25 protein-coding genes are annotated in these 24,978 nt (G+C 73.6%); 8 read left to right on the forward strand and 17 right to left on the reverse strand.

All coding sequences use genetic code 11. The features are described from left to right. Positions 1-1,002, reverse strand: coding sequence for a hypothetical protein (locus ACI783_RS07185; protein WP_457139791.1), 1,002 nt, complete (start codon positions 1,000-1,002; stop codon positions 1-3). A 427-nt stretch (positions 1,003-1,429) separates the two neighbouring features. Here ACI783_RS07185 and ACI783_RS07190 point away from each other — a divergent pair, with 427 nt between their 5' ends. Next, the gene (locus ACI783_RS07190) at positions 1,430-2,308 is read left to right on the forward strand and encodes an arylamine N-acetyltransferase family protein (protein ID WP_457139792.1); all 879 of its coding nucleotides are present in this window, start codon (positions 1,430-1,432) and stop codon (positions 2,306-2,308) included. Positions 2,309-2,339: 31 nt separating this feature from the next. On the opposite strand, the gene ACI783_RS07195 is transcribed toward ACI783_RS07190, so the two are convergent. Together ACI783_RS07195 and ACI783_RS07200 are read right to left on the reverse strand one after the other, a co-directional pair. After that, positions 2,340-4,703, reverse strand: a complete 2,364-nt coding sequence (locus tag ACI783_RS07195) for a SpoIIE family protein phosphatase (RefSeq protein ID WP_457139793.1) — start codon at positions 4,701-4,703, stop codon at positions 2,340-2,342. A gap of 408 nt (positions 4,704-5,111) precedes the next feature. Beyond that, entirely contained in the window at positions 5,112-6,515 is a 1,404-nt protein-coding gene (locus ACI783_RS07200) for a threonine/serine ThrE exporter family protein (RefSeq protein WP_457139794.1), read from the reverse strand. Positions 6,516-6,642: 127 nt separating this feature from the next. On the opposite strand from ACI783_RS07200, the gene ACI783_RS07205 reads away from it, so the two are divergent. Then, a complete protein-coding gene (locus ACI783_RS07205; protein WP_457139795.1) occupies positions 6,643-6,795 on the forward strand; it encodes a Zn-dependent oxidoreductase in 153 nt (50 codons plus the stop codon). 192 nt (positions 6,796-6,987) lie between these two features. On the opposite strand, the gene ACI783_RS07210 is transcribed toward ACI783_RS07205, so the two are convergent. From ACI783_RS07210 to ACI783_RS07220, 3 genes are all read right to left on the reverse strand, one after another. Further along, positions 6,988-7,686 carry a DUF2306 domain-containing protein gene (locus tag ACI783_RS07210; RefSeq protein WP_457139796.1) on the reverse strand — a complete coding sequence of 233 codons (699 nt, stop codon included), beginning with the start codon at positions 7,684-7,686 and terminating at the stop codon, positions 6,988-6,990. Between the two features lie 99 nt (positions 7,687-7,785). Further along, complete coding sequence (locus ACI783_RS07215; RefSeq protein ID WP_457139797.1) at positions 7,786-8,106, reverse strand: response regulator transcription factor; 321 nt, start codon at positions 8,104-8,106, stop codon at positions 7,786-7,788. After that, the gene (locus ACI783_RS07220; RefSeq protein WP_457139798.1) at positions 8,076-8,414 is read right to left on the reverse strand and encodes a response regulator; all 339 of its coding nucleotides are present in this window, start codon (positions 8,412-8,414) and stop codon (positions 8,076-8,078) included. The genes ACI783_RS07215 and ACI783_RS07220 overlap by 31 nt, the downstream gene beginning before the upstream one ends. On the opposite strand from ACI783_RS07220, the gene ACI783_RS07225 reads away from it, so the two are divergent. Next, complete coding sequence (locus ACI783_RS07225) at positions 8,307-8,636, forward strand: MmyB family transcriptional regulator (RefSeq protein ID WP_457139830.1); 330 nt, start codon at positions 8,307-8,309, stop codon at positions 8,634-8,636. The two genes, ACI783_RS07220 and ACI783_RS07225, sit on opposite strands and share 108 nt — an antisense overlap. Before the next feature lie 37 nt (positions 8,637-8,673). Here ACI783_RS07225 and ACI783_RS07230 read toward each other — a convergent pair whose 3' ends face one another. Next, positions 8,674-11,265 (reverse strand): SpoIIE family protein phosphatase, encoded by a 2,592-nt coding sequence (locus ACI783_RS07230; RefSeq protein ID WP_457139799.1) that lies wholly within the window; start codon positions 11,263-11,265, stop codon positions 8,674-8,676. A 181-nt stretch (positions 11,266-11,446) separates the two neighbouring features. Next, entirely contained in the window at positions 11,447-12,376 is a 930-nt protein-coding gene (locus ACI783_RS07235; protein WP_457139800.1) for an anti-sigma factor RsbA family regulatory protein, read from the reverse strand. A gap of 240 nt (positions 12,377-12,616) precedes the next feature. Between ACI783_RS07235 and ACI783_RS07240 the strand changes: the two genes are divergently transcribed. Beyond that, complete coding sequence (locus ACI783_RS07240) at positions 12,617-12,772, forward strand: Zn-dependent oxidoreductase (protein ID WP_457139801.1); 156 nt, start codon at positions 12,617-12,619, stop codon at positions 12,770-12,772. Positions 12,773-12,799: 27 nt separating this feature from the next. On the opposite strand, the gene ACI783_RS07245 is transcribed toward ACI783_RS07240, so the two are convergent. From ACI783_RS07245 to ACI783_RS07280, 8 genes are read right to left on the reverse strand one after another with little or no spacing between them, the layout of a single operon-like run. Next, positions 12,800-13,885, reverse strand: a complete 1,086-nt coding sequence (locus ACI783_RS07245) for an MSMEG_0565 family glycosyltransferase (RefSeq protein WP_457139802.1) — start codon at positions 13,883-13,885, stop codon at positions 12,800-12,802. Beyond that, complete coding sequence (locus tag ACI783_RS07250; RefSeq protein ID WP_457139803.1) at positions 13,882-14,697, reverse strand: carbon-nitrogen hydrolase family protein; 816 nt, start codon at positions 14,695-14,697, stop codon at positions 13,882-13,884. Before ACI783_RS07250 ends, ACI783_RS07245 begins: the two co-directional genes overlap by 4 nt. Positions 14,698-14,707: 10 nt before the next feature. Next, a complete protein-coding gene (locus ACI783_RS07255) occupies positions 14,708-16,039 on the reverse strand; it encodes an MSMEG_0569 family flavin-dependent oxidoreductase (protein WP_457139804.1) in 1,332 nt (443 codons plus the stop codon). A 2-nt stretch (positions 16,040-16,041) separates the two neighbouring features. Beyond that, complete coding sequence (locus ACI783_RS07260) at positions 16,042-16,875, reverse strand: carbon-nitrogen hydrolase family protein (protein WP_457139805.1); 834 nt, start codon at positions 16,873-16,875, stop codon at positions 16,042-16,044. Then, positions 16,872-18,311: an MSMEG_0567/sll0787 family protein gene (locus tag ACI783_RS07265; RefSeq protein WP_457139806.1), complete on the reverse strand. Its 1,440-nt coding sequence runs from the start codon at positions 18,309-18,311 to the stop codon at positions 16,872-16,874. The genes ACI783_RS07260 and ACI783_RS07265 overlap by 4 nt, the downstream gene beginning before the upstream one ends. Next, on the reverse strand, positions 18,308-19,396 hold the full coding sequence (locus tag ACI783_RS07270; protein WP_457139807.1) for an MSMEG_0568 family radical SAM protein: 1,089 nt from the start codon (positions 19,394-19,396) through the stop codon (positions 18,308-18,310). The genes ACI783_RS07265 and ACI783_RS07270 overlap by 4 nt, the downstream gene beginning before the upstream one ends. A 10-nt stretch (positions 19,397-19,406) precedes the next feature. Beyond that, on the reverse strand, positions 19,407-19,964 hold the full coding sequence (locus ACI783_RS07275; protein ID WP_457139808.1) for an MSMEG_0572/Sll0783 family nitrogen starvation response protein: 558 nt from the start codon (positions 19,962-19,964) through the stop codon (positions 19,407-19,409). Positions 19,965-19,992: 28 nt separating this feature from the next. Continuing rightward, positions 19,993-20,832 (reverse strand): amidohydrolase family protein, encoded by an 840-nt coding sequence (locus ACI783_RS07280; protein ID WP_457139809.1) that lies wholly within the window; start codon positions 20,830-20,832, stop codon positions 19,993-19,995. A gap of 155 nt (positions 20,833-20,987) precedes the next feature. Between ACI783_RS07280 and ACI783_RS07285 the strand changes: the two genes are divergently transcribed. From ACI783_RS07285 to ACI783_RS07295, 3 genes are all read left to right on the forward strand, one after another. Continuing rightward, positions 20,988-21,278 (forward strand): MSMEG_0570 family nitrogen starvation response protein, encoded by a 291-nt coding sequence (locus ACI783_RS07285; RefSeq protein ID WP_457139810.1) that lies wholly within the window; start codon positions 20,988-20,990, stop codon positions 21,276-21,278. 216 nt (positions 21,279-21,494) lie between these two features. After that, the gene (msrA, locus tag ACI783_RS07290; RefSeq protein WP_457139811.1) at positions 21,495-22,007 is read left to right on the forward strand and encodes a peptide-methionine (S)-S-oxide reductase MsrA; all 513 of its coding nucleotides are present in this window, start codon (positions 21,495-21,497) and stop codon (positions 22,005-22,007) included. 311 nt (positions 22,008-22,318) lie between these two features. Beyond that, positions 22,319-22,540 (forward strand): hypothetical protein, encoded by a 222-nt coding sequence (locus ACI783_RS07295; protein WP_457139812.1) that lies wholly within the window; start codon positions 22,319-22,321, stop codon positions 22,538-22,540. On the opposite strand, the gene ACI783_RS07300 is transcribed toward ACI783_RS07295, so the two are convergent. Then, the gene (locus ACI783_RS07300) at positions 22,527-23,348 is read right to left on the reverse strand and encodes a GIY-YIG nuclease family protein (RefSeq protein WP_457139813.1); all 822 of its coding nucleotides are present in this window, start codon (positions 23,346-23,348) and stop codon (positions 22,527-22,529) included. The two genes, ACI783_RS07295 and ACI783_RS07300, sit on opposite strands and share 14 nt — an antisense overlap. A 639-nt stretch (positions 23,349-23,987) precedes the next feature. On the opposite strand from ACI783_RS07300, the gene ACI783_RS07305 reads away from it, so the two are divergent. Beyond that, entirely contained in the window at positions 23,988-24,959 is a 972-nt protein-coding gene (locus tag ACI783_RS07305; RefSeq protein WP_457139814.1) for a quinone oxidoreductase family protein, read from the forward strand. Positions 24,960-24,978 lie beyond the last annotated feature (19 nt).

The following is a 24,978-nucleotide window of genomic DNA, read 5'->3' on the forward strand; positions in this document are numbered from 1 at the left end:
TCAGTTCTGCTCGGCGGCGGCCTTCATGGCCTCCAGCTCGCTCTTGTGGTCGTCGACGAACTGCTGCTCGGCCTCGCGGTTGACGTCGGCGGCACGGTCGCGGTAGTCGGTCTCCTCGCGGCACTCCAGGTCCGCCAGGGCCAGCTCCACCTCGCGCTTCGCGAGGGCGTCGAGCGCGGCCTGGTCGGGCTCGCCGGCGAACTCGCCGTCCTCCGTGGGCGCCGTGCTCTCGTAGATCTCGTTGAGGTCCTCGTAGAGCGAGTTCTGCGCGTCGGTCTGGGTCGCGTAGCCGCCGTGGCCGGCGGCGTCCATGCAGGCCGCCCACTCGGCGTCCAGCTCGGCGATGCCCGGCCAGGACGCCATGCCCTCGTAGAACTCGTTGAGCGCGTCGAAGAGGGGCTTGAACTCCTCCGACTGGGACACGTCCTCACCGGCGACCTCGTGCTGCGCGGCCCCCTGGCACCCGGCGGTCTTCCAGTCGTACTCGTAGGAGACCTCCTCGTTCATCTCCTCCTCGGTCGGCTGCGGCCCGTAGAGCGCCTCGTAGAAGGCGGCCTGCTCGGACTCCGAGAGGCTGGCGACGTAGTCGCCGTTGGGGTCGACCCACTCCTCCTCCGCCGGCACCGGTTCCTCGCTGAACGGGGACTTCACCGCGCCGTACCCGTACTGCCCGACCCACTCCCGGTCGTCGGGTTCCCACTCGGTCCCGTCGCCGCTGGAGAACGTCATCGACTGGTTGTCGGGCGTGTACTCGAAGCCCTGCTCCTGCATGCACTGGGCGACGAGCTCCTCCTGCTTCTCCTGCTGCTCGGCGAACTGCCGCTCCTGCTCCTCGGGGGAGAGGTCTCCGCCGTAGACGGCGTTCATGTACTCGCCCAGCGGGCCGATCTCCACCTCGCTCGCCGAGTCGTCGGGAGCGTCGTCGGAGCCCGAGCAACCGGTCAGGAGCAGGACCCCGGCGGTGAGGGCGGACAGGACGACGGGGGTACGGCGGATGCGCATGGGGTCTCCCTGGGAGGCAGTTGCGGCAGACCGTAGCGGTCACGGACGGCGATACGCGTCATTCCCGGGTCGGATTTGTCGAGTCGATTCCTGCGACCTCCGGATGAACCGAAACGCCTGCTCACACCCCCGGACTCGGTGCCGGAACTGCCCGGTTCTGTTCGGCTCCGGCCATTCCGGAGGGCGGGGAACTGCGGCGCACGAGAAGGTGAACGGCGACTGAACTCCCGTCCCCCGACGCCGTCGAGCGTGGACGTCGAGCGACCGGCCGGGTTCCCCGCGGCCGACGCAACCGGACCGCTGCAGGTCCCCCTTCCGTCACGGGCGGCACGGCAACGCCGGTCGGCCCGGACTGCCCCGCCCCCGGGTAGCGTCGGCCGACCGCTTCGGGCTGCAGGCCCGCCGGGACAGGAGGACGGGACAGCCGATGTCCGACGCGCGCCGACCGAGCCGGCACCCGGAATGGGCCACCGGTCAGCTGGACCTGACCGCCTACCTGGACCGGATCGGCCACCCGGGACCGGTTGCGGCGACCGGCGCCACGCTGCACGCCCTGCACCGCGCACACGTGGCGACCATCCCCTTCGAGAACGTCGACGTGGTCCTCGGCCGGTCCGTGGCGGTCGACCTCGACGGCGTCCAGGCGAAGCTGGTGCACGGTCGCCGGGGCGGCTACTGCTACGAGCACGCCACCCTCTTCGCCGCCGTCCTCGAAGAGGCCGGCTTCGGCGTCCAGCGGCTGCTGGCCCGCGTCGGCGGGGACCGGGTCCGCCCCCGGCCGCGCACGCACATGGCGCTGCACGTGCGCAGCGAGGACGGTGACTGGCTGGCCGACGTCGGGTTCGGCAACGCCCTGCTCGAACCGCTGCCCTGGGGCGACGCCGGCTGGCACCGGCAGGGCGGCTGGCGGTACCGGATGACCGGCGGACCGGAGAACACCTGGCAGGTCGAGCAGCAGGTCGAGCAGCAGGTCGAGCAGCAGGTCGAGCCGCAGTCCCGGGACACGGCCACTGCCCTCTACCGCCTGGTCGACGAGCCGGTGCACGCCTCGGACGTCCTGATGGCCAACCACTTCACCGCGACCCACCCGTCCTCGCCCTTCGTCGGGCGACTGGTGGCCATCCGCAAGGACGACGACTCGTTCGTCCGGCTGCGCGGGACCGTCCGGCGGGTGGAGTGGCCGGACGGCAGCGCCGAGGAGGAGCGGCTGTCCCCGGCGCGGGCGGTGGCCGCGTTGCGCGACGAGATCGGCGTGGGCCTGTCGGAGACGGACGCCCGGGCACTCGAGGAGACCCTGACCCGCTGAGACGGGACGCACACCCGCGCGACCCGCACGCTCAGGTGGGCTTGCGGAGGGAGGCCCAGACGAGCTTGCGGTCGGCCTGGTAGTGCACGCCGTGCTCGGCGGTGAGGTCGGCGATCACGTAGAGGCCGTAGCCGCCCTGCCCGGCGGGGCGTCCCCGGGCCGGTGTGGGTGGCCGGTCGGGGGCGCCGTCGGTGACGATGACGATCCACCGTCCCTCGTCGTCGCCGACGTGCAGGATCGACGGTGGGGACCCGTGGCGCAGCGCGTTGGACGTGAGCTCGTCGATCACCAGGACGGCCCGCTCGACGGCGTCCTCGACGTCCGGGAGCACCTGCTCCTCCCGCCCGACGCCCAGCGAGGCCAGCAGGAACTGCCGCACCTGCCGGCGCACGACGCTCAGGCCGCGCAACGACCCCAGCTGGAGCGACAGCCGGGTCTCGGGTGCCTCCGGGACGGGGCTGTCGGCGTGCCAGGAGGCGTAGGCCTCGGCGTACTCGGCCGGGGTCCGGCTGGGGACGGTCGGGGTCGCGCCGGCTGCTGGGACCCGGTGGTCGACGGGGTCGGCGGCGAGGTCCCCGCCGTCCTGGCGGTTCAGCCGGACGGCGACCAGGGCGACGTCGTCGGCCGGGTGCCCCTCGACCAGCCGCTCGAGGAGCTGGTCGCAGAGCTCCTCCAGCGGCAGGTGCGCCAGCTCGGTCGCCAGCCGGTGCAGCCTGCCGACGCCGACGTCCAGGTCGCTGCCGGACCGTTCGACCAGACCGTCGGTGTACAGCAGCACCGTGGCACCGGGGGGCAGCTCCACGGTGGTCTCCCCCCGGGCGCTGGCGGTGTCCACCCCCAGCATCAGCCGGCCGGGGGCCTCGGGGACGTCGACGAGCCCGCCGTGCGCGTCGAGGACCACCGGGGCCGGGTGGCCGGCACTCGCCCACCGGAGCCGGGTGATCCCACGGGTCGCCTCCGCGGCGGGCTGCTCCAGCCGGCCCATCCCGACGGTGGCGTAGGTGTCCAGGGACAGCTGGGTGATCGCCGTGTCCAGGGCGTCCAGCACCTGCGCCGGGCTCGAGCCGCCGGCGACGGCGATGCCCCGCAGCAGGCTGCGCAGCTGTCCCATGGTCGCCGCGGCACCGGTGTCGTGGCCGACGACGTCGCCGATGACCAGGTCCACGCCACCCTCGGCGCTCGGGAACGCGTCGTACCAGTCACCACCGACCTGAGCGGTGCCGGTGGCCGGCAGGTAGCGGACCGCGATCTGGCAGTGCTCGGGGTGGAAGGGCTCGGTGAGCATGCTGTGCTGCAGCTCCTCGGCCAGCTGCCGGCTGCGCTCCGCGGAACGGCGCTCCTCGGTCAGGGCCTGCAACCGCTCCAGGGCCTGCGCGGACTGCGCGGCGAAGGCCTGCACCCGGTCGACCTCGTCGGGTGAGATCGCGCGCTCCACCGTCCAGCCGGCCAGCAGCGACCCCAGCAGCCGGCCCCGCGCGGACAGCGGGACGGCGATCCAGGACCGCTGCCCGGACTGCTCGAACACCTCCCGCATCTCCGGTGACCAGGCCTCGGCCTCGGCCTGGCTCTCGTAGACCACGGTCTCCCCGGTGCGGGCCGCCCACGCGGCGGGCAGCCGGCTGTCCAGGTCGATGGTGCCGAACCGCCGTTGCGCGCCCGATCCCAGCGACGGGGTCATGGTCACGTGCAGGACCCCGGAGTCGTCGTCGCGCAGGGCGATCGCGCCGCCGTCCGCGCCGATGGCGGCGAGGCCGGCCCCGGCGAGGATGTCGGTGACGTCCGCGACGGTCTCGGCGTCGGTCAGCTGGAGCACCACCTGCGCCATGGCGGCCAGCCGGCGGGTCGCCGACTCGCGGGAGGCGAGCACGGCCCGCAGCTCCTGCGTGCGGGCGAACAGGTCGGCCTCCAGCCCGTCCAGCCGCGCCCAGCTGCCGTCCTCCCGGCTCTCGGCGAGCCGCTCCCGTTCCGCGAGGTACTCCGACACGTCCTCCACCCGCTGCAGCACCAGCTGGGTGCGACCGGCCTCGTCGACGACGGGCGCGCTGATCAGCGACCAGGCCCGCGGGACCGGGCGGCCGGTCTCCTGGTCGAGCACCTGGTACCGGAACAGCGGCATGTGGTCGGGCAGGCCGGTGTCGCGGGCGCGCTCGAAGGAGGTCTGCAGCGGGTTGACGCCGTCGAGGTCCAGCGACTCCGGCGCGGGCGGGAACGCGGCGAAGACGTACCGGCCGATCAGCTCCTCTCGGGTGCGCCCGAGCAGCTGCAGGTACGCCGGGTTCGCCTCCACGATCCTCAGGTCCGGGGACATGACGAGGTAGGCGGTGGGCAGCGCCGCGAAGACCGCGGCGAAGTCCTCGACGGTGACGCGGTCGATGTCGATGTCGATGTCGTCCACGCTCACCTGGCCGCCCCCGATCGCTACGTTGAGTGAGTACGCGGACCGTTGCGCGCAACCCGAGGTGTCATCATGCGGCATCCACCGGCCGGCCGATCCGTGGCCCGCCGGAGCACGGTGCCCGCGCAGCTCGTGAACGCCGACTCGCCGGTGCGGTCGGGGCGACCCCCGGGGCCCCGCTGGTGCCGACCGATCCGGCGGCCGAGCCGGACCTGCGCGTCCGCGCCATCGCCAGCGGATTCCAGGCTCCCAGTGCACCGGGACCGCTCGCCGGGGTCGGCTCCACGCTGGACCGACCTGGCGGTGACCACCCAGGGGCCGCAACGCGTTCCACCGCTCCGGGCCCTGGCCCGTCGGCCGTGCGGGTCCATGGTCCGAGCGGTGGCGCCCCCGATCAGCGGCGAGACCTCAGTTGGCGCTGGTCGCCCGGCGTCGTACCCGTCGGTCGAACCGGTCGAGCCGGCCGCCCACCGGCCGGCCGACGTACCTGCCCAGCACCACGCCGGCGGCCAGAGCCAGCCCGATCGCCGCCGCGCCCACGAGCTCGTTGACCCCGCTCCGGACGTCCGCCTCCACGACGATCGCGAAGAGGCCCCGGTAGATGGCGAGTCCGGGCAGCAGCGGGACGATCCCGCAGATCACGACGAGCAGCGGAGGGATCCGCAGCCGATCGGTCAGCGCCTCCCCGCAGAAACCGACGACCACGGCCGCTGCCGCGCTCGCCACCGCTGGACCGGCACCCAGCGAGCCGGCCGCCGACGACGTCGTCCACGCCAGCGCACCGGCCACCGTGGCGACCCCGACGGCCTGCGGGCGGGCGTGCGACGCCAGCGCCCAGAACCCGGCCATCCCGGACGCCGCGACCAGCGCCACGACGAACGGCACGGTGAACGTCGCCGGGTCGACCACGCGCAGCGGGACCTGCGCCCGCTGCGCCAGGTCCAGCACGGCGGCGATGCCGACGACGATGCCGGTCGTGAACGTCAGCACCTGGAAGGCCCGCGCAACGGCGGTGACCGGGAACCCGTTGATCGCGTCCTCCGCGGCGCTCACGAAGGAGAGCCCCGCCAGGAGCACCACGATCCCCGCGGCGACGACCAGCGAGCTGCGGACCTGGACGTCCCCGACGACGAGGAGGACGGCCGACCCCGTGGCCACCGCGGCGCCGGCTGCCTGCTGGAAGAACATCGGGAGCCCGTGCCGGTCCAGCACTCGGATGACCAGCTCGATCGCGGCCGTGGTCAGCGCCGCGACCAGGGCCACCAGCCAGCCGCCACCGAGCAGGAAGGCGACGCAGCCCGCCATGCCCGACCAGCCGAGTGCGTGGATCCGCCGGCGGTAGGGGTGCGGCGCGGACAGGACGTCGTCCAGCCGACGTTGCGCGTCCTCGATGAGCAGGCCCTCGGCCGCGATCGCTCCCGCGAGGTCGGCGATCCCCTGGAGCCGGGTGTAGTCCAACCCCCGCGGGCGCACGATGCGCATCAGCATCAGCGGTGGGACGTCGTCCGGGTCGTAGCTGACCGTCAGCGAGGTGAAGGTGAGGTCGACCTGGCAGTTGCTCAACCCGTAGGCCGCCGCCACCCGCAGCAGCGTGGCGGTGACGTCGGCTGCGGAGGCCCCGACCGCCATCATCGACTCCCCGATGCGGAGGGCCAGACCGAGCGCCGCCCGCGCGGTGGTCGCATCGACCGGGCTGGGCCGGGAGCGCAGCGCGAAGGGCTCCGTCGGCGGCCCGGAACCGGAGATCGCCTTCCGCGCCCGGTCCGGCAGGCGAACGAACCGCGGCCTGCGGTCCCGGGTCGTCAGGCGCACGTCTCCAGGCTACGGATCCCTGACGAGGAACCGCGGCCGACGACCACCAGGGGCACTGTGGCTCTCCTTGCGCGACCACCGACGCCGCCGAGCCTGGGCTGCCACGTCACGCCCTGGCCCCACCACCATGCGAGCCGTGCAGATCACTCGCTTCGGTGGGCCCGAGGTGATGGACGTCATCGACCTCCCCGCCCCCCCCGGCGAGGGTCAGCAGTCCTACGAGGTGCCCTCCGCCGGCGTCAACTACGCCGACATCCACCACTGGCTGTCGCGCGACTGACCTGCGCATCCCGCTCGTCCCGTGCTGTCCCATACCCGCTGGCCATCGGCCGCTCCGGGTGGTCGGAGGCCTCATCGCGGAGCCCCGCTCCCCGGCCGGGCTCGCCGACTCCAGGCGGCACTCTGTCCCGCACGTGGCCCCATCGGGTGGGCGGGCAGCTGACCCGAGCGCTCCCGGCGGGCCGACGTGTCCTCACGATCGGACCTCCTCGGTCCTGCTCTGGAGGGAACGGGCCCGCAGGACCGTCCGGGCCCGGCCCGCCCGACGGCGGATCAGCCACTCGGCGACCGCCAGGTTGATCACCCAGCCGGCGCCCATGACGAGGGCCTCAGCGGTCGCGCCGGGCGGGCCTGCGACCAGGAGCCAGAAGGCGTTGGTGAACACCTGCGTCCCCGCGCCGAGGCCGAGGGCGTAGCCACGCAGCATCCAGGCCCGGTGCCGTCGGATGTCGCCGCCCAGGACGGCCACGACGCCGAGCGCGAGGGCTCCGGTCATGCCGATCCCCGCCGCCGAGCGGAACGCGGTCAGCAGTCCGCCGTCGAGTTCGGTGATCACGAGGGCCAGCCAGAGCCCGCTCAGCGCGGCGACGAGGCCGGCGGGGACCGCCAGCCGGCCCGTCGTCCGGTGCCAGCGCGGCCGGGCCCGGCCGGTGCCGGGCACGAACTGGAACGCGCCCACGACCGTGAAGACCGCGGCGCTGACGATGTGCACCACCAGGGACGTCGGCGCGTCCGCGGAGCGTGGCGCCTCCGGCAGGACGGCCGCCCCGCCGGTGAGCTCGACGAGGCGGGCGCCGCCGGCCGCGAGCGGCACGAGGGCCAGTGCGATGAGCGCGGCAGGGACCAGCCACTGCTGCCGTCGGCGGGATGTCGTGCCTGCTGCTGCGGTCATGCACCGAATCGTCGAGACGTCGGGGCTCGCGGTCATCGCCGGAAAGGCCGGTTCCGGCACCGTGCTCCGGTCGGAGCCGGCGGTCGTACTTCCGGCCGGCTAGTGGCCGGGGAGCCGTCGCGGGACGCGGTGCGTCTCGTGGGCCCAGATGGCGATCTCCACGCGGTTCCGGGCGCCGAGCTTGGTCATGAGGCTGGCGACGTGGGTCTTGACCGTGCTGAGCGTGATGTGCAGCTCGCGGGCGATCTCGTCGTTCGACCGTCCTCCCGCGACGGCGGCGAGGACCTCCTCCTCCCGGTCGGTGAGCGGGTCGATGGGCTGGACCGGCGGCGCGGCGGGCCCGGCCCCGGCGAAGGCGCTGAGCAGCCGGGCGGTCACGTTCGGTGCGATCAGGGCGTCGCCGCGAGCGGCGGCGTGCACGGCTTGGGAGAGCAGGTCCGCACCTGCGTCCTTGAGCAGGAACCCCGGGCTCCGGCGCGCAGCGCGGCGTACACGTACTCATCCAGGTCGAAGGTGGTGATCACGACGACGGGGATCGGGTCGTCGACGCCTGGCCCGGTGAGCAGGCGGGTGGCCTCGAGACCGTCCGTGCCCGGCATGCGGATGTCGAGCAGGCAGACATCGGGGCGCAGTCGCCGGGCCACCTCGACGGCCGCCCGGCCGTCCACAGCACCGGCGTCAAGCAGTTCCGCCACCCCGCGGTCGGCACGCTCGACCCGGTCCACCACTCGTTCACCGTGCCGACCGAGGACCACGGCGAGCTCTCGATGACCACCTACACCGCCGAGCCGGGGACGTCGTCCGAGGAGACCCTCGAGGTCCTGGCCAGCTGGGCGGCGACCAGCACCATCACCGACGACCAGCCCCGCTCCGATGGTCGGTCGGCCGTGACCTCTCCCGCTGGGCCCTTCCACCTGCCCCACTCCGTCCCCGGGGACGGCAGTAGCTGATCTGCGCGTCCAGCTGCGGCGTCGTCGGGCGCTGTGCTCAGTCGACGGGGAAGCCGGGCGGCACCCGGGTCGGTCCGGCCTCCGGCGGGCGTGGCTGGTCCTGTGGGTGCAACCGGACCGCCACCAGGGCGACGTCGTCCTCGGGTGCGCCGGGCAGCATCCGGGCCAGCAGTTCGTCGCACAGCTCGTCGACGTCGTGGCCGGCCAACTCGGCCAGGGTGGCCTGCAGGCGGGCCAGCCCCTGGTCGAGGTCCTGGTCGCGGCGCTCCACCAGCCCGTCGGTGTACAGGACGACGACCGCCTCGCGGTCCAGCGTGGCCTCCCACTCCCGGCGGGGCGCTGCGGCGTCGACCCCGAGCAGCAGGTCGGCGCGCTCGGCGGTGAGCACGGTGACGGTCCCGTCCGGCATGACCGCCATGGGCGGCGGGTGCCCTGCGTTGGACCAGCGCAGCCGGGTCAGCCCAGCGGCACGCTCGTCCTCGGTCTGTTCCAGTCGCGCCACCACCGTCGTCGCCAGGATCGGCGACTGCAGGGTCTCCATCACCTGCTCCACCTGACGCAGGACCGCGGCCGGGCCGTCGTGGTCGAGCGCCCCCACGGTCCGCACGATGCTGCGGATCTGTCCCATGGCCGCAGCGGCAGCGACGTCGTGGCCGGCCACGTCGCCGATGACCATCAGCGTGGCGCCGCCGGGTTGCATGAACGCGTCGTACCAGTCACCGCCCACCTCGGCTGCCTGGGCAGCGGGCACGTAGCGGACCACGATCTGCAGGTGGTCCGGTTCCGGCGGCGCGGTGAGCAGCGACCGTTGGAGGCCCTCGGCCAGCCCCCGCTGCTGCCGGTACAGCCGGGAACTGTCCAGCACCAGCCCCGAGCGGGCGGCGACGTGCCGGGCGGTGACCAGGTCCTCGGGGGTGAACGGCCCACGAGACGGGCCGTTCACCAGGGACAGCAGGCCGACCGGCCCCGACCGGCCCGGCAACGGCAACACGACCACCGCGTCCGGAGCGAGCGCCGCCACCAGGTCACGGGTCGGGCCGGGCACGAACATCGGCAGGACCCGGGCGGTGGCGTCGGCGTCCACGCTCTGCACCTGCCCGGTGCGCAGGGCCTCGGTGATGAGCGCGTCGTCCTCGAGCGAGCTCAGCCGGGACTCGGCGTAGGCACCGACGGTCTCCTGCATGCCCGGGTCGGTGTGCCGCCAGGCGGCCGGTCGCAGGCCACGACGGGAGCCGGCGGCCTGGTCGTCGTCGATCAGGGTCACGACGCACCAGTCGGCGATCGCGGGCACGGCCAGCTGGGCCAGCCGGTCGGCGGCCTCGTCGGCGTCCAGGGTGCCCACCAGGTCCTCGGTGATCCGGCTCAGCAGGTGCTGCCGCGCCGCGGCCCGCTCGGCCTGCTGCTGCAGCAGTGCCCGGGCGGTGATGTCGACGAAGTGCAGCGCGAGCCCGGTCGGGTTGGGCACCGCCCGCACCTCGACCCAGACGTCCAGCGGTTCGGGGTAGTGGGCGTCGAAGGACACCGGTTCCCCGGTGAAGGCGGCACGCCGGTAGTGGGCTTCGTACTCCGTGCCGACGGTCGCCGGGAACGCCTCCCACAGCGTCCGACCCAGCAGGAGCTCCCGCGGACGGCCGGTGATCCGCTCGGCCGCGGCGTTGAGGTGGGTGATCACCCAGCCGGAGTCCAGCGCCATGAACCCGACGGCCATGGACTCCAGCGCCTGCACGGCCTGGCCCAACGGCTCACGCTGGGCCGTGGTGTCGTGGACGACGCCCACGAGGTGCGCGCCGCTGCCGCCCGCACCGCCCAGCACCTGGCCCCGGGCGGCGACCCACCGCGCGGATCCGTCCGGGAACACGATGCGGTACTCCGCGTCATAGGAGCCGCCGGACTCGATGGCGCCCCGGACACGGGCCACCACCTCCGTGACGTCGTCCCGGTGCACGTGCGCGTAGACGTCCTCCGGGCGGCCGCTGAAGGACCTCCGGTCCATCCCCGACAGCTCCAGCAGCCGGTCGTCGACGACCAGCTCACCACTGGTCAGGTCCAGGTCGAACGTACCCACCTGCCCGGCGTCCAGCGCCAGCATCCAGCGGGACCGGTCGAACTCCTGCTGCCCCAGCAACTGCTCCGTGTGGGCCGCTGCGTCTTCGGCGCGCTGCTGCGCGGCCTGCAGCTGGAGCTGCGAGGTGCACGCCTCGGCCAGGTCGGTCAGCACGGCCAGGTCGTCGTCGGTCCAGGTCCGCGGCCGGCTGTCGATGGCGCACAGCGACCCGACCACCGCACCGTCGGCGTCGGTGAGGGGCACCCCGGCGTAGGCGATGACGTGCAGGTCCGGGATGGCCAGGTTGTCCGCGACCAGCGGGTCGGTGCGGGCATCGGTGATGACCAGCGGTGCGCCGGAGCGCACCACGTGCTGGCAGAAGGAGTGGCTCAACGGTGTGCAGCGGGTCGTCTGCCACGGCTCGGGCAGCCCGGCGGCGCCGGGGAAGACCTGCTGGTCGGCTGACACCAGGGTGACCAGGGCGACCGGTACGTCCAGCTGGCGGCGGACCAGGCGGGCGAACCGCTCGAACGCCGGGTCCGACAGCGGCGGCAGCGAGGTGCCCGCAGGCAGCGAGCCGGTCACACGTCCCCCTGGCGACGGGGACTCGACAGCCGATGTCCCGATGAGCGAGCCTGGCGATGGTACCGAGCCGCCGGCCTCCCGGACGGCGCCCGACCGCGACGCCGTCGCTCGGGTCGAGTTCGAGTTCGGCCGCACCGCAGCGACGTCCACGCCCGACGGGCGGTTCTCGGCAGGCGGGGGTTCAGCTCCAGTGGGTGGTCAACCGCACACTGTTGCCCGCCTCGTCGCGGCGGATTGCGACATGGTCGCACAGCTGGCGGGCGAGCCACAGGCCCATGCCGCCGTGGGAGAGGTCCTGCCCGTGCGCCGGCCCGTACCCGGCGAACGGGTCGTCCCAGCCGCGTCCGGAGTCCCGGATCGTGCACACCAGCGTGCCCGGCTCGACCCACAGCTGCAGGCCGACCGGGGGGCGGCCGTGGCGCACGGCGTTGGACGCCATCTCGTCGACGGCGAGCAGGAAGTCCTCGATGAGGTCGTCAGGCCCGTCGACTGCTGCCAGCCGGTCGCGCACGGTGTGCCGCAGCCCGATGAAGTCGCTGACGTCCTCGACGGCCAGGGCGGGCGTGGTCGACTCCATCGGCTCGACCGGCACCGGCAGGGTGGTCACGTACCGGGCCGGGTCGATGAACCCCGGGTTGCTCACCCGACCGTCGGAGCCGCGCCTGTGGGGGTGGGTGTGGACGGCGGTGTCCAGGACCTCCTGGGGCAGCCGCTGGGTGTCGAACACGCACAGGCCGGTCAGGGGCAGACCCGCGAACGCATGGTTGATCACCGACTCGTAGCGCTGCCACTCCCGCCGGTCGGCGACGGTGGTGCCGAAGTCGACCTCGCCGACCACGCGTGCCCGCGCACCGGGGGCGGCGTACTCCGTCGGCACCTTGCGGAACGTCGTGATGGCGGTGGGCGTGCGCGACCGGTACAGGGCGCGCCGCTCCAGGACGACGACCCGTGGGTCGTTGCGCACCGCCTCGCGGACGAGCCCGGTGTTCTCCTCGCTGACGGCGATGACCGCCGCCTCACCGAGGGCCAGGCCCTCCAACAGGAAGGAGCCGGCGACGGCGGCGAGCTCGTCCGGAGAGTCGTAGAGCAGTGCGTCGTGCTCGAAGCCCACCTCGTGTGTCCTCCGTTCCTGCCCGAACACACCGTCCGGGCGTCGCGACCACGTCGGACACGTGCCGCTGTTCCACCGACCATGGTCCATGACCACCCTCGGGTCAGCGCGGCGAGGCCGCCCGGGAGCGCGCGGCCCCTGCCACCACCCGGCCCGAGGTGTCACCCGAACTCCTGCCGCACCGCATGCCCGGGGCGGGACCCAGGATGTCGTCAACGGGGTCGCTCTAGCCTCGCTGCCATGCGATCAGTGCAGATCACCCGCTTCGGCGGCCCCGAGGTCCTCGACGTCGTCGACCTGCCCGACCCCACGCCCGGGGACGGCGAGCAGCTGTACGAGGTCTCCTCGTCCGGGGTGAACTACGCCGACACCCACCACCGGGAATCGTTGAACTGAGCTGACGGGAGGCCGGCGTCCGGCGGCTCAGCTCAGCGAGCGGTACAGCTGGCGGTGTGCCGTCGCGGCCGCGCTCCAGGTGTGCCGCGAAGCGAGCTCCCTGCCGGCGGTCCTGCGGGCTGGGTCCGGCCGGTCCGCCGCGGCCAGCAGCGCGTCACCGAGCTCCCCGGCGTCGGCGGCGAAGGTCGCCGCGTCGCCGAACACCTCACGCAGCACCGGCAGGTCGCGAGTGACCACCGGGACGCCGGCGGAAAGGGCCTCCATCGCGGCGAGACCGAAGCCCTCCTTGGTCGACGGGAAGGCGAACACGTCGGCGGCGGCCACGAGGGTCGGCAGCACGTCGTCGGGCACCGGGCCGAGCACCACCGGCCGCACGCCGAGCTGCGCTGCGCGGCCCTCGACGGCGGCCCGGTAGTCGCGGTAGTCGAACAGCGTCTCCCCGCCCGCGACGACGAGCGACAGGTCCGGCCGCCGGGCCTGGACGGCGGCCATGGCCTCGACCAGGTCCAGGGTGCCCTTGCGGGGCTCGATCCCCCCGACGGCCAGCACGTAGCGGCCGAGCCGGTCGCGCCACGCCCGCCGGCCGGACTCCCCCGCGGGGCCGGCGGCCGCGGCGAACCGGGCCGCGTCCACGCCGTTGGGGATGACGGTGGCGATCCGCCCCCACCCGGTGGCGACCTCGGCGGCCACCGCGGCCGAGACGCAGACCAGCGCCCGCGGACCCACGATCGCGCGCTCGTGGCAGGCGGCCAGCGCCGGGGTGGTGAAGGTGTCCAGGTGGTGCACGGTGCGTACGCAGCCGGGGACGGCGTTGGCGCTGATGCAGTCCTGAGCGTGCACCACGTCGTAGTCGTCGTCCCGGAAGGCGCTGCCGAGCACCTGGATCGAGCGGAGGATGCGGTCGCCGACGTCCTCACCGGGCATGTCGGGGAACGGCACCAACCGCAGCGTCACCGCGGGGTCCACCGCCCGGAAGAAGGCGGCGTCGCCGCCGCGTCCGAGCGACCAGACGGTGACCTCCTCGCCGGCCCGGGCCAGCGCCTCGGCGAGGGCGAGGGTGTGCACCACACCGCCACGCGGCTTGGTCGAGTAGGTGAGCAGCGCGACCTTCACCGGTAGGCCTCCGGTCGCCGTTCGGTCAGGTGGGCCAGCACCAGCCGGGCCCGGTCGACCTCGGCCGCCGGGTCCAGCTCGGCCAGCGCCAGGCCGGCCTTGGCCCAGGTGCGGGCCAGCACGTCACCGCCGGGACCGACCACCTTGGACTGCCCGAGGAACCGCAGCCGGCCCATCGACCCGGTCTGGTTGGCCGACACCCACACCACCTGGTTCTCCGCGGCCCGCGCACAGTCGTAGAGGTCGAACAGCCGGGACTGCCGGTCCTGCACCAGCCGCGGTGCCCGGTTGGTGAGGCTGGCCGGCCACGCGGACAGGCAGGCGATGAGCTGGGCCCCGCCGGCGGCCAGCGTGCGCGCAGCCTCGGGGAAGGTCTTGTCGTAGTCGATGAGCATGCCCATCCGGCCGACCGGTGAGTCGAACGTGCCGAACGTGCTGCCCGCCCGGTAGGCCCGCTGCTCCCCCACCGGCTGGTGCACCTTGCGGTGCCGGCCGAGCACGCCGTCCCCGGTCAGGCAGACCGCCGCGTTGTAGTGCCCGTCATCGTCCGTCTCGCGGTAGCCCAGGCAGACCACCATGTCCCCGGCCATCGCCGACACCCGCTTCAGCTCCGGGGCGTCGGCCGGCAGGGCCGGCGGCAGCCCGGTCCGGTCGACGTCGGCGAAGGTGCCGAGGTACCCGCCGATCGTGGCGTCGGGGAAGACCAGCAGGTCGACCTGCCGGGTGCGGGCAGCCCCGATGATCGCCTCGATCCGGGACATGCACTGCTCCAGGTCGCGGCCGAAGTGTGCAGAGACCGCGGCGACGTTCACGGGCGCACGGTCATGCCATGCGGGCCGCCGACGAGGCGGCCGCCACCGCGAGCGTCCGCCCGAGCCCGGTGGGCGCACCTTCGGCGGACAGCTCGGTGACCCGGTCGGCCAGGAACTCTGCGTCCCGGGCGATACCGGCGAACCGCCCGGACCCCCAGGTGTGCAGCCAGGGCAGCCCGAGCACGTACAGGCCGGGTGCCGCGGTGACGCCGCGCGCGTGGGTCGGGTAGCCGGCGCCGTCGAACACCGGCACCTTCACCCAGCTCCAGTCGGCACGGAAGCCGATGGCCCAGACCACGGCGGCGATCCGGTCGACGTCCAGCGCCTCCGGCTCCGACTCCGGCGCCCACACCGGCGTGTAGCGCGGTTCGACCGGGGCGTGGACACCGGTCCGCTCGATGTGCGCGTCGACGAGGTCCTTGGCGTTGTCGTCGACCCGGTCGGCGCGGTCCAGGTTGGCGGTCAGCTCGGGCGCGAAGGCGAACCGCCCGTCGCGCACCCCGGTCAGCGGGCCGTAGAGCTGCATGCCCTCCAGCGCGAACCGCCGCAGATCGATGTCGCGCCCGCCATCGCGGCCGGTGACGTAGTGGTTGGTGCCCATCCGGGCGGCCTCGCCGTCCCGGTGCTGCTCGACGGGCATGTCGTAGTGACCCATGTCGTGCAGCCACTCGACCATGTCGCGGCCGCGGTACCGGCGGGCGATCCGCGGGGCGCTGCCGACGGCGAGGTGCACCCGCCGGCCGGCCAGGTGGAGGTCCTCGGCGATCTGCGCGCCGGACTGCCCGGTGCCCACGACCAGCACGTCGCCGTCCGGCAGCTGGCCGGGGTTGCGGTACGCCTGGGAGTGCACCTGGACGAGGTGCTCGGGCAGCGCCATGGCGTAGGGCGGGACGACGGGCAGGTGGTAGCCGCCGATGGCGAGCACGACCTGGTCGGCGGTGATCTCCCCGGCGCTGGTGGTGAGCGTGTAGCCGCCGTCGGGTGCCGGGGCGAGCCGGGTGACGGCGACGCCCTCGTGCACCGGAGGCGAGAAGCTCGCCGCGTAGGACCGCACGTACTCCACGATCTCGTCCCTGACCATGAACCCGTCGGGGTCCTCGCCCCGGTAGGGCCAGCCGGGCAGCTGGCACTGCCAGTTCGGGGTGACCAGGCAGAAGCTGTCCCAGCGGGCGTCCTCCCACTCGTGCGCGATCGTGCTGCGCTCCAGGACGACGTGCTCGACACCACGCTGGACGAGGTGCCACGAGATCGACAGGCCGGCCTGGCCGCCGCCGACGACGGCGACCGGCACCCGGGCGGGCAGCGCACGAGCCGGAGCGAGGGTGGCCTCGGTGAGGGTCACGGTCACACCCCCGCCAGCACGCCGTAGGCGTCGGGACGGCGGTCACGCAGGTGGGCCATGGACCGCCGGGCACCGTCCAGCAGTTCCCGGACGTCGACGTCGGCGACGGCCATGCCTGGGTCCACGCCGGTGGTGGCGAGCACGTCCCCGCCCGGTCCGACGACCTTGGCGCTGCAGACGAACTGCAGGCTGCCGAAGGTGCCGGACTGGTTGGCCGACAGCCACACCACCTGGTTCTCCAGCGCCCGCGCGGAGTCGAACAGGTCGAACCGGCGGGTCCACCGGTCCTCGGCCAGGTCGGGTGCGGCGTTGGTGCGCGAGCCCGGCCAGGCGGACATGCAGGCGATCACCTCGGCGCCGTCCATCGCCAGCGTGCGCGCGGCCTCGGGGAAGGCCTTGTCGTAGCAGATGAGCATGCCCATCCGGCCGATCGGTGAGTCGAAGGCGCGGAACCCGTCGCCGGCCGCGTAGGAGGCGTTCTCCCCCAGCGGCTGGTGCACCTTGCGGTGCACGCCCAGGATGCCGTCCCCGGTGACGGCGACCGCGGTGTTGTAGCGCTGCGCGCCGTCGGACTCGCAGAACCCGGCGGTGACGACCATGTCGCCGGCCAGCCCGGCCAGCCGGGCCACCTCCGGGCCGTCGACGTCCAGCGCGGGCGGCAGGTCGGGTGCCCCCGTGCCGCTGAGGTCGGCGAGGTAGCCGCCGAGCGCCGCTTCGGGGAGGGCCAGCAGTTGCACGCCGCGGGCGCGGGCCCGGGCGACGAGGTCGGCGATGAGCGCGAAGCCGGCCTCGAGGTCGCGGCCGAAGGGGGCCGCGACCGCGGCGACGGTGGTCACTTGTGTCCTCCTGCAGTGGGGCCCAGGCCGGTCACGGCGCCAGGCAGGGCGGGGGTGAGGGAACCGTCGGGCCAGCGCAGCTGGACGCCTGAGCCGGGGACCAGTTCCCCGCAGGCAGCCGTGGTGGCCGGTCCGGCGTCGGCGACGGGCGCCCCGGGCACGTCGGTGGTGACGAAGGCGGTGCCTGGGAAGCAGCTGAACCAGTCGCCGACGGTCGCGGACGACGGCCGCGGGACGACGGCGACGTCCAGCACCGCCCCGCACCCGCTGGCCTCGGCGAGCATGCCGAGCGTGCCGACCAGGCCGGCCATGCTCACGTCCTTGGCGGCGGCCGGGGCGGTGCGGGCGACGACCGAGCCCATCAGCTGCAGCTCGGCCGTGCTGCGGGACGACGTGGAGTCCCACTGCCGGCCGGTGTGCCCGCGCCGCCAGCCCCCGCCGATGTCCGTTGTCAGCGACACGGCGTGCCCGGGGCGTCCGCCAGCCGCCGGCACCGGCCGGTCGGTGCGCCCCAGCGCCGTCACCGACAGCGCGGCCGGGACGCCCAACTGGGTGTGCCCGCCGAGCACCGGCACGCCCCAGGCGCGGCTGGCCGCCCTCAGCCCGGCGAGCACCCTGGCGGCGAAGGAAGCATCCCGGGCGCCCACCGCGTCGAGCAGGCCCAGCGGAGCCGCGCCCATCGCGGACAGGTCGTTGACGTTGACCAGGACGCCGCACCAGCCGGCCCACTCGGGGTCGCGCTCGACCATCGAGGGCAGGATCGCGTCGCAGGCGGCGACGACGTCGGTGCCGGGCACCGGGGCGCCGTCGTCCCCCACGAAGCCGGCGCCGCCGAGGTGCAGCCCCCGCAGCAGCCCGCCGAGCGGGGCCTTGGTGGCCGTCGCGAGGGCGGCCAGCCGGCCGATCGGCCAGGTCATGGTGGTGTGGCTCCGGCTGCCGATGCTCGACCGGCCGGTCGCTCGCCAGCCGAGCCGGGTGAACATCCGGGCGTAGCGGTCCTGCACGGTGGCGTCGAACCGCAGCACCCCGGCCGCCTCGGCGCGGGCGCAGGCCGCGGTCACCAACGCGGGGCCGAGACCGGGCGGCGTGCCGGGAGCGGCGACCAGCCGGGAGCCGGTCCACCACCCGACGTCCGGGGACCCCGGGTCGGCCGGTCCGAGCCGGACTCCGCCGAGCACCGTCCCCTCGGCGTCCCGGGCGACCAGGACGACGGTGCGCGGGTCGTCGTCCGCGTCGTCGAGGTCGCTGCCGGCGAACAGGCCCTGGGCGTCGACGAACGCGCGGTGCCGCAGCTCCCGGTGGTCGGCGACGCCGGCGGCGTCGGCCTCCTCGATGTGCCAGGTGGGTGCGGGCGGCGCCGTCCGGAAGTCGACCAGCAGCACGCTGCGCTCCAGGCTCGCCCGCTCGTCGCCCGCCCGGTCGTCGAGGACGCTCATGCGCCGGCCGCCGAGAGCGCGCTGCAGGCACCGCACGCGGCGCAGCCGGCACCCTGGTCGGCGCCGCGCATGCCCAGCCGGCGCAGCCCGGCGGCCACCCGGCTGGTGACGTCGCCGAGCAGCTCCGGGTCCGGCGCCCCGACGCCGTCGGCCATCGCCAGGGTGCCGGCCAGCGGTCGGTACGGGACGACGAACGGGTAGACGCCCCGCTCGGCCAGCCGCAGCGCGCCGTCCACCAGCTCGTCCGGGTCCTCCCCCAGCCCCACCAGCAGGTAGGTGGACACCCGGTTGCGGCCGAACACGCGCACCGCCTCGTCCCAGGCGGCGTCGTACTGGCTCATCGGCACGCTGGCCTTGCCGGGCATCCAGCGGCGGCGGACGTCGTCGTCCAGCGACTCGACGTGGATGCCGATCGCGGTGGCCCCGGCCTCCTTGAGCTCGGTGATGGCGTCCAGGTCCTCCGGGGCCGGCGGCTCGCACTGGACCTGGACGGGCAGCCCGGGCACCGCCGCGGTGACCGCGCGGACGCACCGGGACAGGTGCCGGGCGCCGCGATCCCGGCCGTTCGTCGTCCCGGTGGTCAGCACCATCTGCCGGACGCCGTCCAGCCGCACCGCAGCCTCGGCGACCTCGGCCAGCTGCGCCGGGGTCTTCACCGCGGTGGTCGAGCCCGCGGCGAGCGAGGCCTCGACGGCGCAGAACCGGCAGCGATCGGCCTCGGCGTAGCGGATGCAGGTCTGCACCACCGTGGTCGCCAGCACGTCCCGGCCGTGCAGCCGGGCGAGCTTCTCGTAGGGGACGCCGTCGGCGGTGGTGAGGTCGTAGAAGCGGGGCCGCTCGATCGCCTCCGCCGCCAGCCCCAGGTCGGCGCCGTCGAGCAGCAGCCGGCCGCCGCTGATCGAGTACGGCGAGTCGGGGTTCAGCGGCAGGGCGGCGCCGTGCCCGCCGAGCAGCACGTGCCCGTCGTCGCTGGGGCCCGCCCCGGCCCGTCGCCGGACCGGGGCGTCGACCCGGATCCCGAGGATCGCGACGTCCACCCGGGTGGACGTCCGGTCCGGGGTCGTGATCTCCGGAGCCTGGGTCATGGCCGGGCGATCAGAGGTTGTAGGTCGAGTTGATGATGGCGCCCTTGCGGGCGTAGTGGATGAGCGCGTCCTGCACGTCCAGCGGGTGGCAGGGGACGCAGCCGGCGATCAGGTCCTCCTCGCGCAGACCGTGCAGCGAGAGGCCGAAGCGGCAGACGTAGACCGTGCCGCCCTCCTCGATGAACCGCTCGATCTGCGTGTTGATGTTCTGCTCACCCGGGAAGCCGGAGTCCCCGGTGGTCGGGAACCCGCGGGTGGCCATCGCGTTCATCGCGCCGGGCCCGTAGAAGTACAGGACGGACTCATAGCCCTTGCGCAGCGCACGCAGCGCCTGCAGACAGGCCACGAACGCCACCGACGACTCGTGCGCGATGCCGTGCACGAGGGTGAAGTACGACTCGCCCTCGCCGGCCTGGTAGTCGGGGAAGATCTTCGTCGAGCCGTAGAGGTTGCTCCCCTTGGGCAGCGAGGGGTGCGGGATCTCGCTGCGGCTGGTGTCCTGGGCGGCCTTGAGGTCCGCGTCGCTGATCAGCGGGGTGCCGGTGGTGGCGGGCAGGGTCGTGGTCATCTCGGTGCCTCTCCTCGTGTCGGGTCGTTCAGAAGCCGTGCAGGGTCTCGAAGTTGGTGCGGAAGACCCGGTCGGTGAGCTCGGTGCCGGCGGTCGCGGCGAGCAGCCGGGCGTGCTCGCCCTCGAAGTCGCCCCAGGGCTGGTCGGAGGCGAAGAGCACCCGGTCGTGGCCGACCCCGTGCCGCTCGATCTCGGCGGCCAGCCAGCGCGGGGCGAAGCCGATCGCCCAGCTGGTGTCGGTGTAGACGCGCTTCCCGGCGGCGATCCAGGCGAAGAAGCGCGAGCCGATGAGCTTGATGTGGCCGCTCATGCCACCGCCCATGTGCACCAGGTGGACGGCGACGTCGTCGGCGTACCGGTCGACCAGCTGGCCGACCTGGTCCAGGTCGCTGGCCGCGCCCGGGCTGGTGTGCACGTGCACCACGAGCCCGAGCTCCCGGGCCGCACCGAAGATCGCGTCCAGCTGCGGGCGGCAGGCGTCGTCGTCCACCCGGCCGCCGAGCAGGAACGACAGCTTGAGCGCGGTGACGCCGTCCTCCCTGGCCAGCGCGAGCGCCGCGGCGGTCTGCTCGGCGTCCTGGGGACGGGGGCTGGTCCAGATGCCGGCGCGGATGCGGTCGTCCCGTTGCGCTGCCTCGACGATCAGCTCGTTGAGCGCGAAGGACGCCGTCACGTCCGGGACGCCGTAGTTCGGGATGACCAGCGCGCGCTCGGTGCCCTCGCGGTCGAGGTCGGCGATGAGCTCGTCGATCGTGGCCCGGGCGGTGGTGTCGGGGTTGACGGCCGGCCCGCCGTAGAACGGGTGCGCAGGCAGCACGCCGAGGTGGCGGTGTCCGTCGTGCACCCGGGCCGGGCCCCGCGTCGTCATGCGAGAAGGCTGGTGCCGGCGTGTGTCCCCGTGGTGACGACCGGAAACAGATGTCGTTGCGACATCGAGCCCGTCCACGCCTTGGGTTTCGCCGCAGTTGCCCGGGGTGCCCCGAGTCACCTGGGACCGCCTGTCCGATCGACCAGACTGGACGGGTGCCCGAGGTGCGGATGGACGTGGAGTGGCCCGACGGCAGTCGGGAGTCGTTGTACTCGCCGTCCACGGTGGTGGAGGACGTCTTCACCGCCGGCGCCGAGTACCCGCTGGCCGTGTTCGTGGAGCTGACCCGGCAGGCGATGACCGAGGCGAGCGACCGGGTGCAGGCCCGCTACGGCTTCCCGTGCACCCGCGCGGCCGCCACCGTGGCCGCGGTCGAGGCGGCGGCCGCGCAGTGCAACGGCCGGACCGGGGACGGTGTGGTGCGGGTGGTCGGCTTCCACCGCTGACGAGCCGCGCTGCACGCTCGCCCCGGTGCGCGGCAGGTCATCCCGACATGCGGTCGTCGGATCGCGCTGGCCGTCCGCGTCGGCGGCATGCCCATCAGCCGGCTGAGCGGGTCCGGCGCTGGGCGAACCGTCACCACCCGCTGACGCCCCGACGTGGGGAAGCACCGGCACCGCTCGCGGTGTTGTCCCGGCGTACTCGGCAGAGAGGCAGGAGCCATGACCACTGAGACCGCGATCCTCGCCGGCGGCTGCTTCTGGGGCGCCCAGGAGCTGCTGCGCAGGCGCCCGGGGGTGCTGTCCACCCGCGTCGGCTACTCGGGAGGTGACACCCCCAACGCCACGTACCGCAACCACGGTGACCACGCCGAGGCCGTCGAGATCGTCTTCGACCCCGAGGTGATCTCGTTCCGGGACCTGCTGGAGTTCTTCTTCCAGATCCACGACCCGTCGACGAAGGACCGGCAGGGCAACGACATCGGTCGCAGCTACCGCTCGGCGATCTACTACACCAGCGACGAGCAGCAGCGCGTCGCGCTCGACACCATCGCCGACGTCGACGCCTCGGGCATCTGGCCGGGCAGGGTCGTCACCGAGGTCGAGCCGGCCGGAGCGTTCTGGGAGGCCGAGGAGGAGCACCAGGACTACCTGCAGAAGATCCCCTTCGGGTACACCTGCCACTACGTGCGGCCCGACTGGGTGCTCCCGCGCCGCGAGGCGCAGACCGCCTGATGGCCTGAGGTCCCCGATCGGACGTCCCGAACGATCGAGCCGGGACGCCCATCGCGCCCGTCGCTGCCACCAGGGGGTGGAGTGGACGACGAGGCGCTGCTCGACTCGCGAAGGAGTCAGCTTCACAGCGGGTCTCCAGCTCCTGGGAGCACCCGTTCGGCCGGACTGTCGCCTCGTACGCGCGCGCCGGCGCGTGGAGGGGCAGCGGGACTCGGTTCCTGAGGAGGCGTCCGGAGCCGGTGACCGGGCCGACGCTGCCCCTGCCCTCGGCCCTGCCCCTGGCCAAGACGGGTAAGTCCTAGCCTCAGGGCATGCGAGCAGTGCAGATCACCCGCTTCGGCGGGCCCGAGGTCATGGACGTCGTCGACGTCCCCGAGCCGGAGGCCGGTCCCGGCCAGCAGGTCTACGACGTCTCCGCCGCCGGCGTCAACTTCGCCGACACGCACCACCGCGAGTCGCGCAACACAGCTCGGATGACGACGGCCTGGCTACGTGACGCCGGCTCGCCGATCAGTACGACTAGTTGGCGTTGAGGCCGAACCGCCGGGTGAGCAGCTTGGACTTCCAGTACGACTCGATCTGCTCGATGGTGTCGTCGGGGGTGTTGCCGTCGACGACTTCCAGCACTGACACCTGGTAGCGACGCCGGCCGCTGCGGGCGACGGCCTTCAGGCGAACGTCGCCGCCGTCACCGCCGTTCGCGTACTCCAGCCAGCGGCCGAGCAAGCTGTCGGCCCCCTTCGCGGAGCCGACGTACTGCTGTCCGGACTCGACGTCCACCAGCAGGTACACGCCCTTCACGGCGCGCAGGACCTGCTGCCAGCCGTGCGGGAGGGTGGGGATGTCGTCGACCGGTCGGACGAACTCGCGGAACCCGGGGAAGCGGGGTTCGTACTGCTCGGTGATCTCCAGGACCGGCTTGGGCTGGTTGGCGGCTCGCTGAACCCAGGTCCGAGTGCCAGCGCCCCAGTCGATGACGACCTTGTCGGTGTAGTCGCCGAGTTGCTCGAGCAGCCGCAGGTCGTAGCCGTGGAAGCCAGACACGTCCACACCGGTCAGGGCGTCGACGGCGCCCGCCGGGCAGGGATGGACACCGGCGACCTCGTACAGGCCGACGAACACGGTCTTCCGGGCCTCGGTCACGATGAAGCTGGCGAGCAGGTCGCCCACGTCGAACACGTCGCGCTGCTGGACGCTCTGGTACCGGTCGAACGAGGGTCGGTCGTTACGCCAGGCCTCATAGAGCCGTCCGGGCTTGAGCCGGTTGTCTTGGTGCCGGACCAGGCGGACCTGCGCCGGATCGACACCCTCGAGAGACAGCAGGTCGTTGAACGTCAGCATCGGGCATCCCCCGGGGCAGTGTCTCGGCGCCACGATCTCGAGACGCCCGGCCAGCAGCAGGCTAGCTGCGGTCTCGGACGGGCCTTCTCGACCACAGGCGCCTGGTCTCGGCTGAGGCCCGGTACCACCGGGCACGAATTGAGGCCCGGTACCACCGGGCGCGAACGCACGTACTGCCCTGCTAGGGCAGCCTCGTGGTCGGCTGCTCCCAAACGATCGATCGGCGGTACCCAATGGCCGTCTCGGAGCATGCTCCAGGCACGCTCGCCCTGGCCCATGCCCTCCCAGCGGGAGTCGTTCTGCCGCTCGTAGTACGCGTCCCGCTGCCGAGGAGTTCCTTCATCGGCAGCCGGCCATCGACCTACTGTTGGTCGTCGAGGCTGTGACAGTGGAGCGGCGCAGTGATCGACCGAACACAAGACCTCCTCCGGGCGCTGAACCCAAGTCGAATGAGCTCTCATCGAGAGTTCGCAGCGCGCACCGCCGGTCAGCGGCTTCGCGTCGGCCCGTCCTCGCGCCCGAGCCCTAGTCGGCTCACGCCGCTTGTGTCCAGGCAGCACAAACGCTGATCATCCTCGGCGACGGGGCGGCTTCGTGCGAAACACAGACCTCGTCCTCAATGCGCCTAAGTTGAGGTGCATGCGAGCCGTGCAGATCACCCGCTTCGGCGGCCCTGAGGTCCTCGACGTCGTCGACCTGCCTGACCCCACCCCCGGGAACGGCGAGCGGCTGTACGACGTCTCCTCGTCGGGGGTGAACTACGCCGACACCCACCAGACGGAGAACAGCTACCTCGCGCCGCAGGAGCTGCCGCTGGTCCCGGGCGCGGAGTTCGTCGGCACCCCGGTCGGCGGCGGCCAGCGGGTGGTCGGGCTGCTGCCCGGCGGCGGTTACGCGCAGCAGGTCGCAGCGAACACCCGGCTCACCTGGCCGGTGCCCGACGAGGTCACCGACGAGCAGGCCCTCGCCGTCGTGCTGCAGGGCGCCACCGCCTGGCACCTCCTGCGCACCTCCACCCACCTCTCCCCCGGCGAGTCCGTGGTGGTGATCGCCGGCGCCGGCGGGGTCGGCACCCTGGCTGTCCAGCTCGCCAAGCACTGGGGGGCCGGCCGGGTCATCGCCACCGCCTCCAGCCCGGAGAAGCGCGCGCTCGCCGAGTCACTCGGCGCCGACGCCACCGTCGACCCGGCACTCGCCGACGACGACCCGAAGACCTTCACCGCCGCGCTGCGCGAGGCCAACGGCGGCCGCCCGGTCGACGTCGTCCTGGAGATGACCGGCGGCACCGTCTTCGACGGCGCCCTCTCCGCGCTCGCCCCGTTCGGCCGGCTCGCCGCCTACGGCACCGCGGGCCGGGTGCCGCCCAAGCCGATCAACCCGCAGGCGCTGATGGGCACCAGCCGCACCGTCGCCGGGTTCTGGCTGGCGCACTGCTTCCGCCGTCCGGAGATGCTCGACGCCGCGATCACCGACCTGCTGGCGCTGGTCGCCGCCGGCACGCTGCGCCCGGTCAGCGGCGGCCGGTACCCGCTGACCGCCGTCCGCGAGGCGCACCAGGACCTGCTCGCCCGCCGCACCACCGGCAAGCTCACCCTCGACCCCACTCGCTGACGGAGCCCCCTCCCGCCGA

It is taken from the genome of Modestobacter sp. SYSU DS0511 (assembly GCF_054050755.1).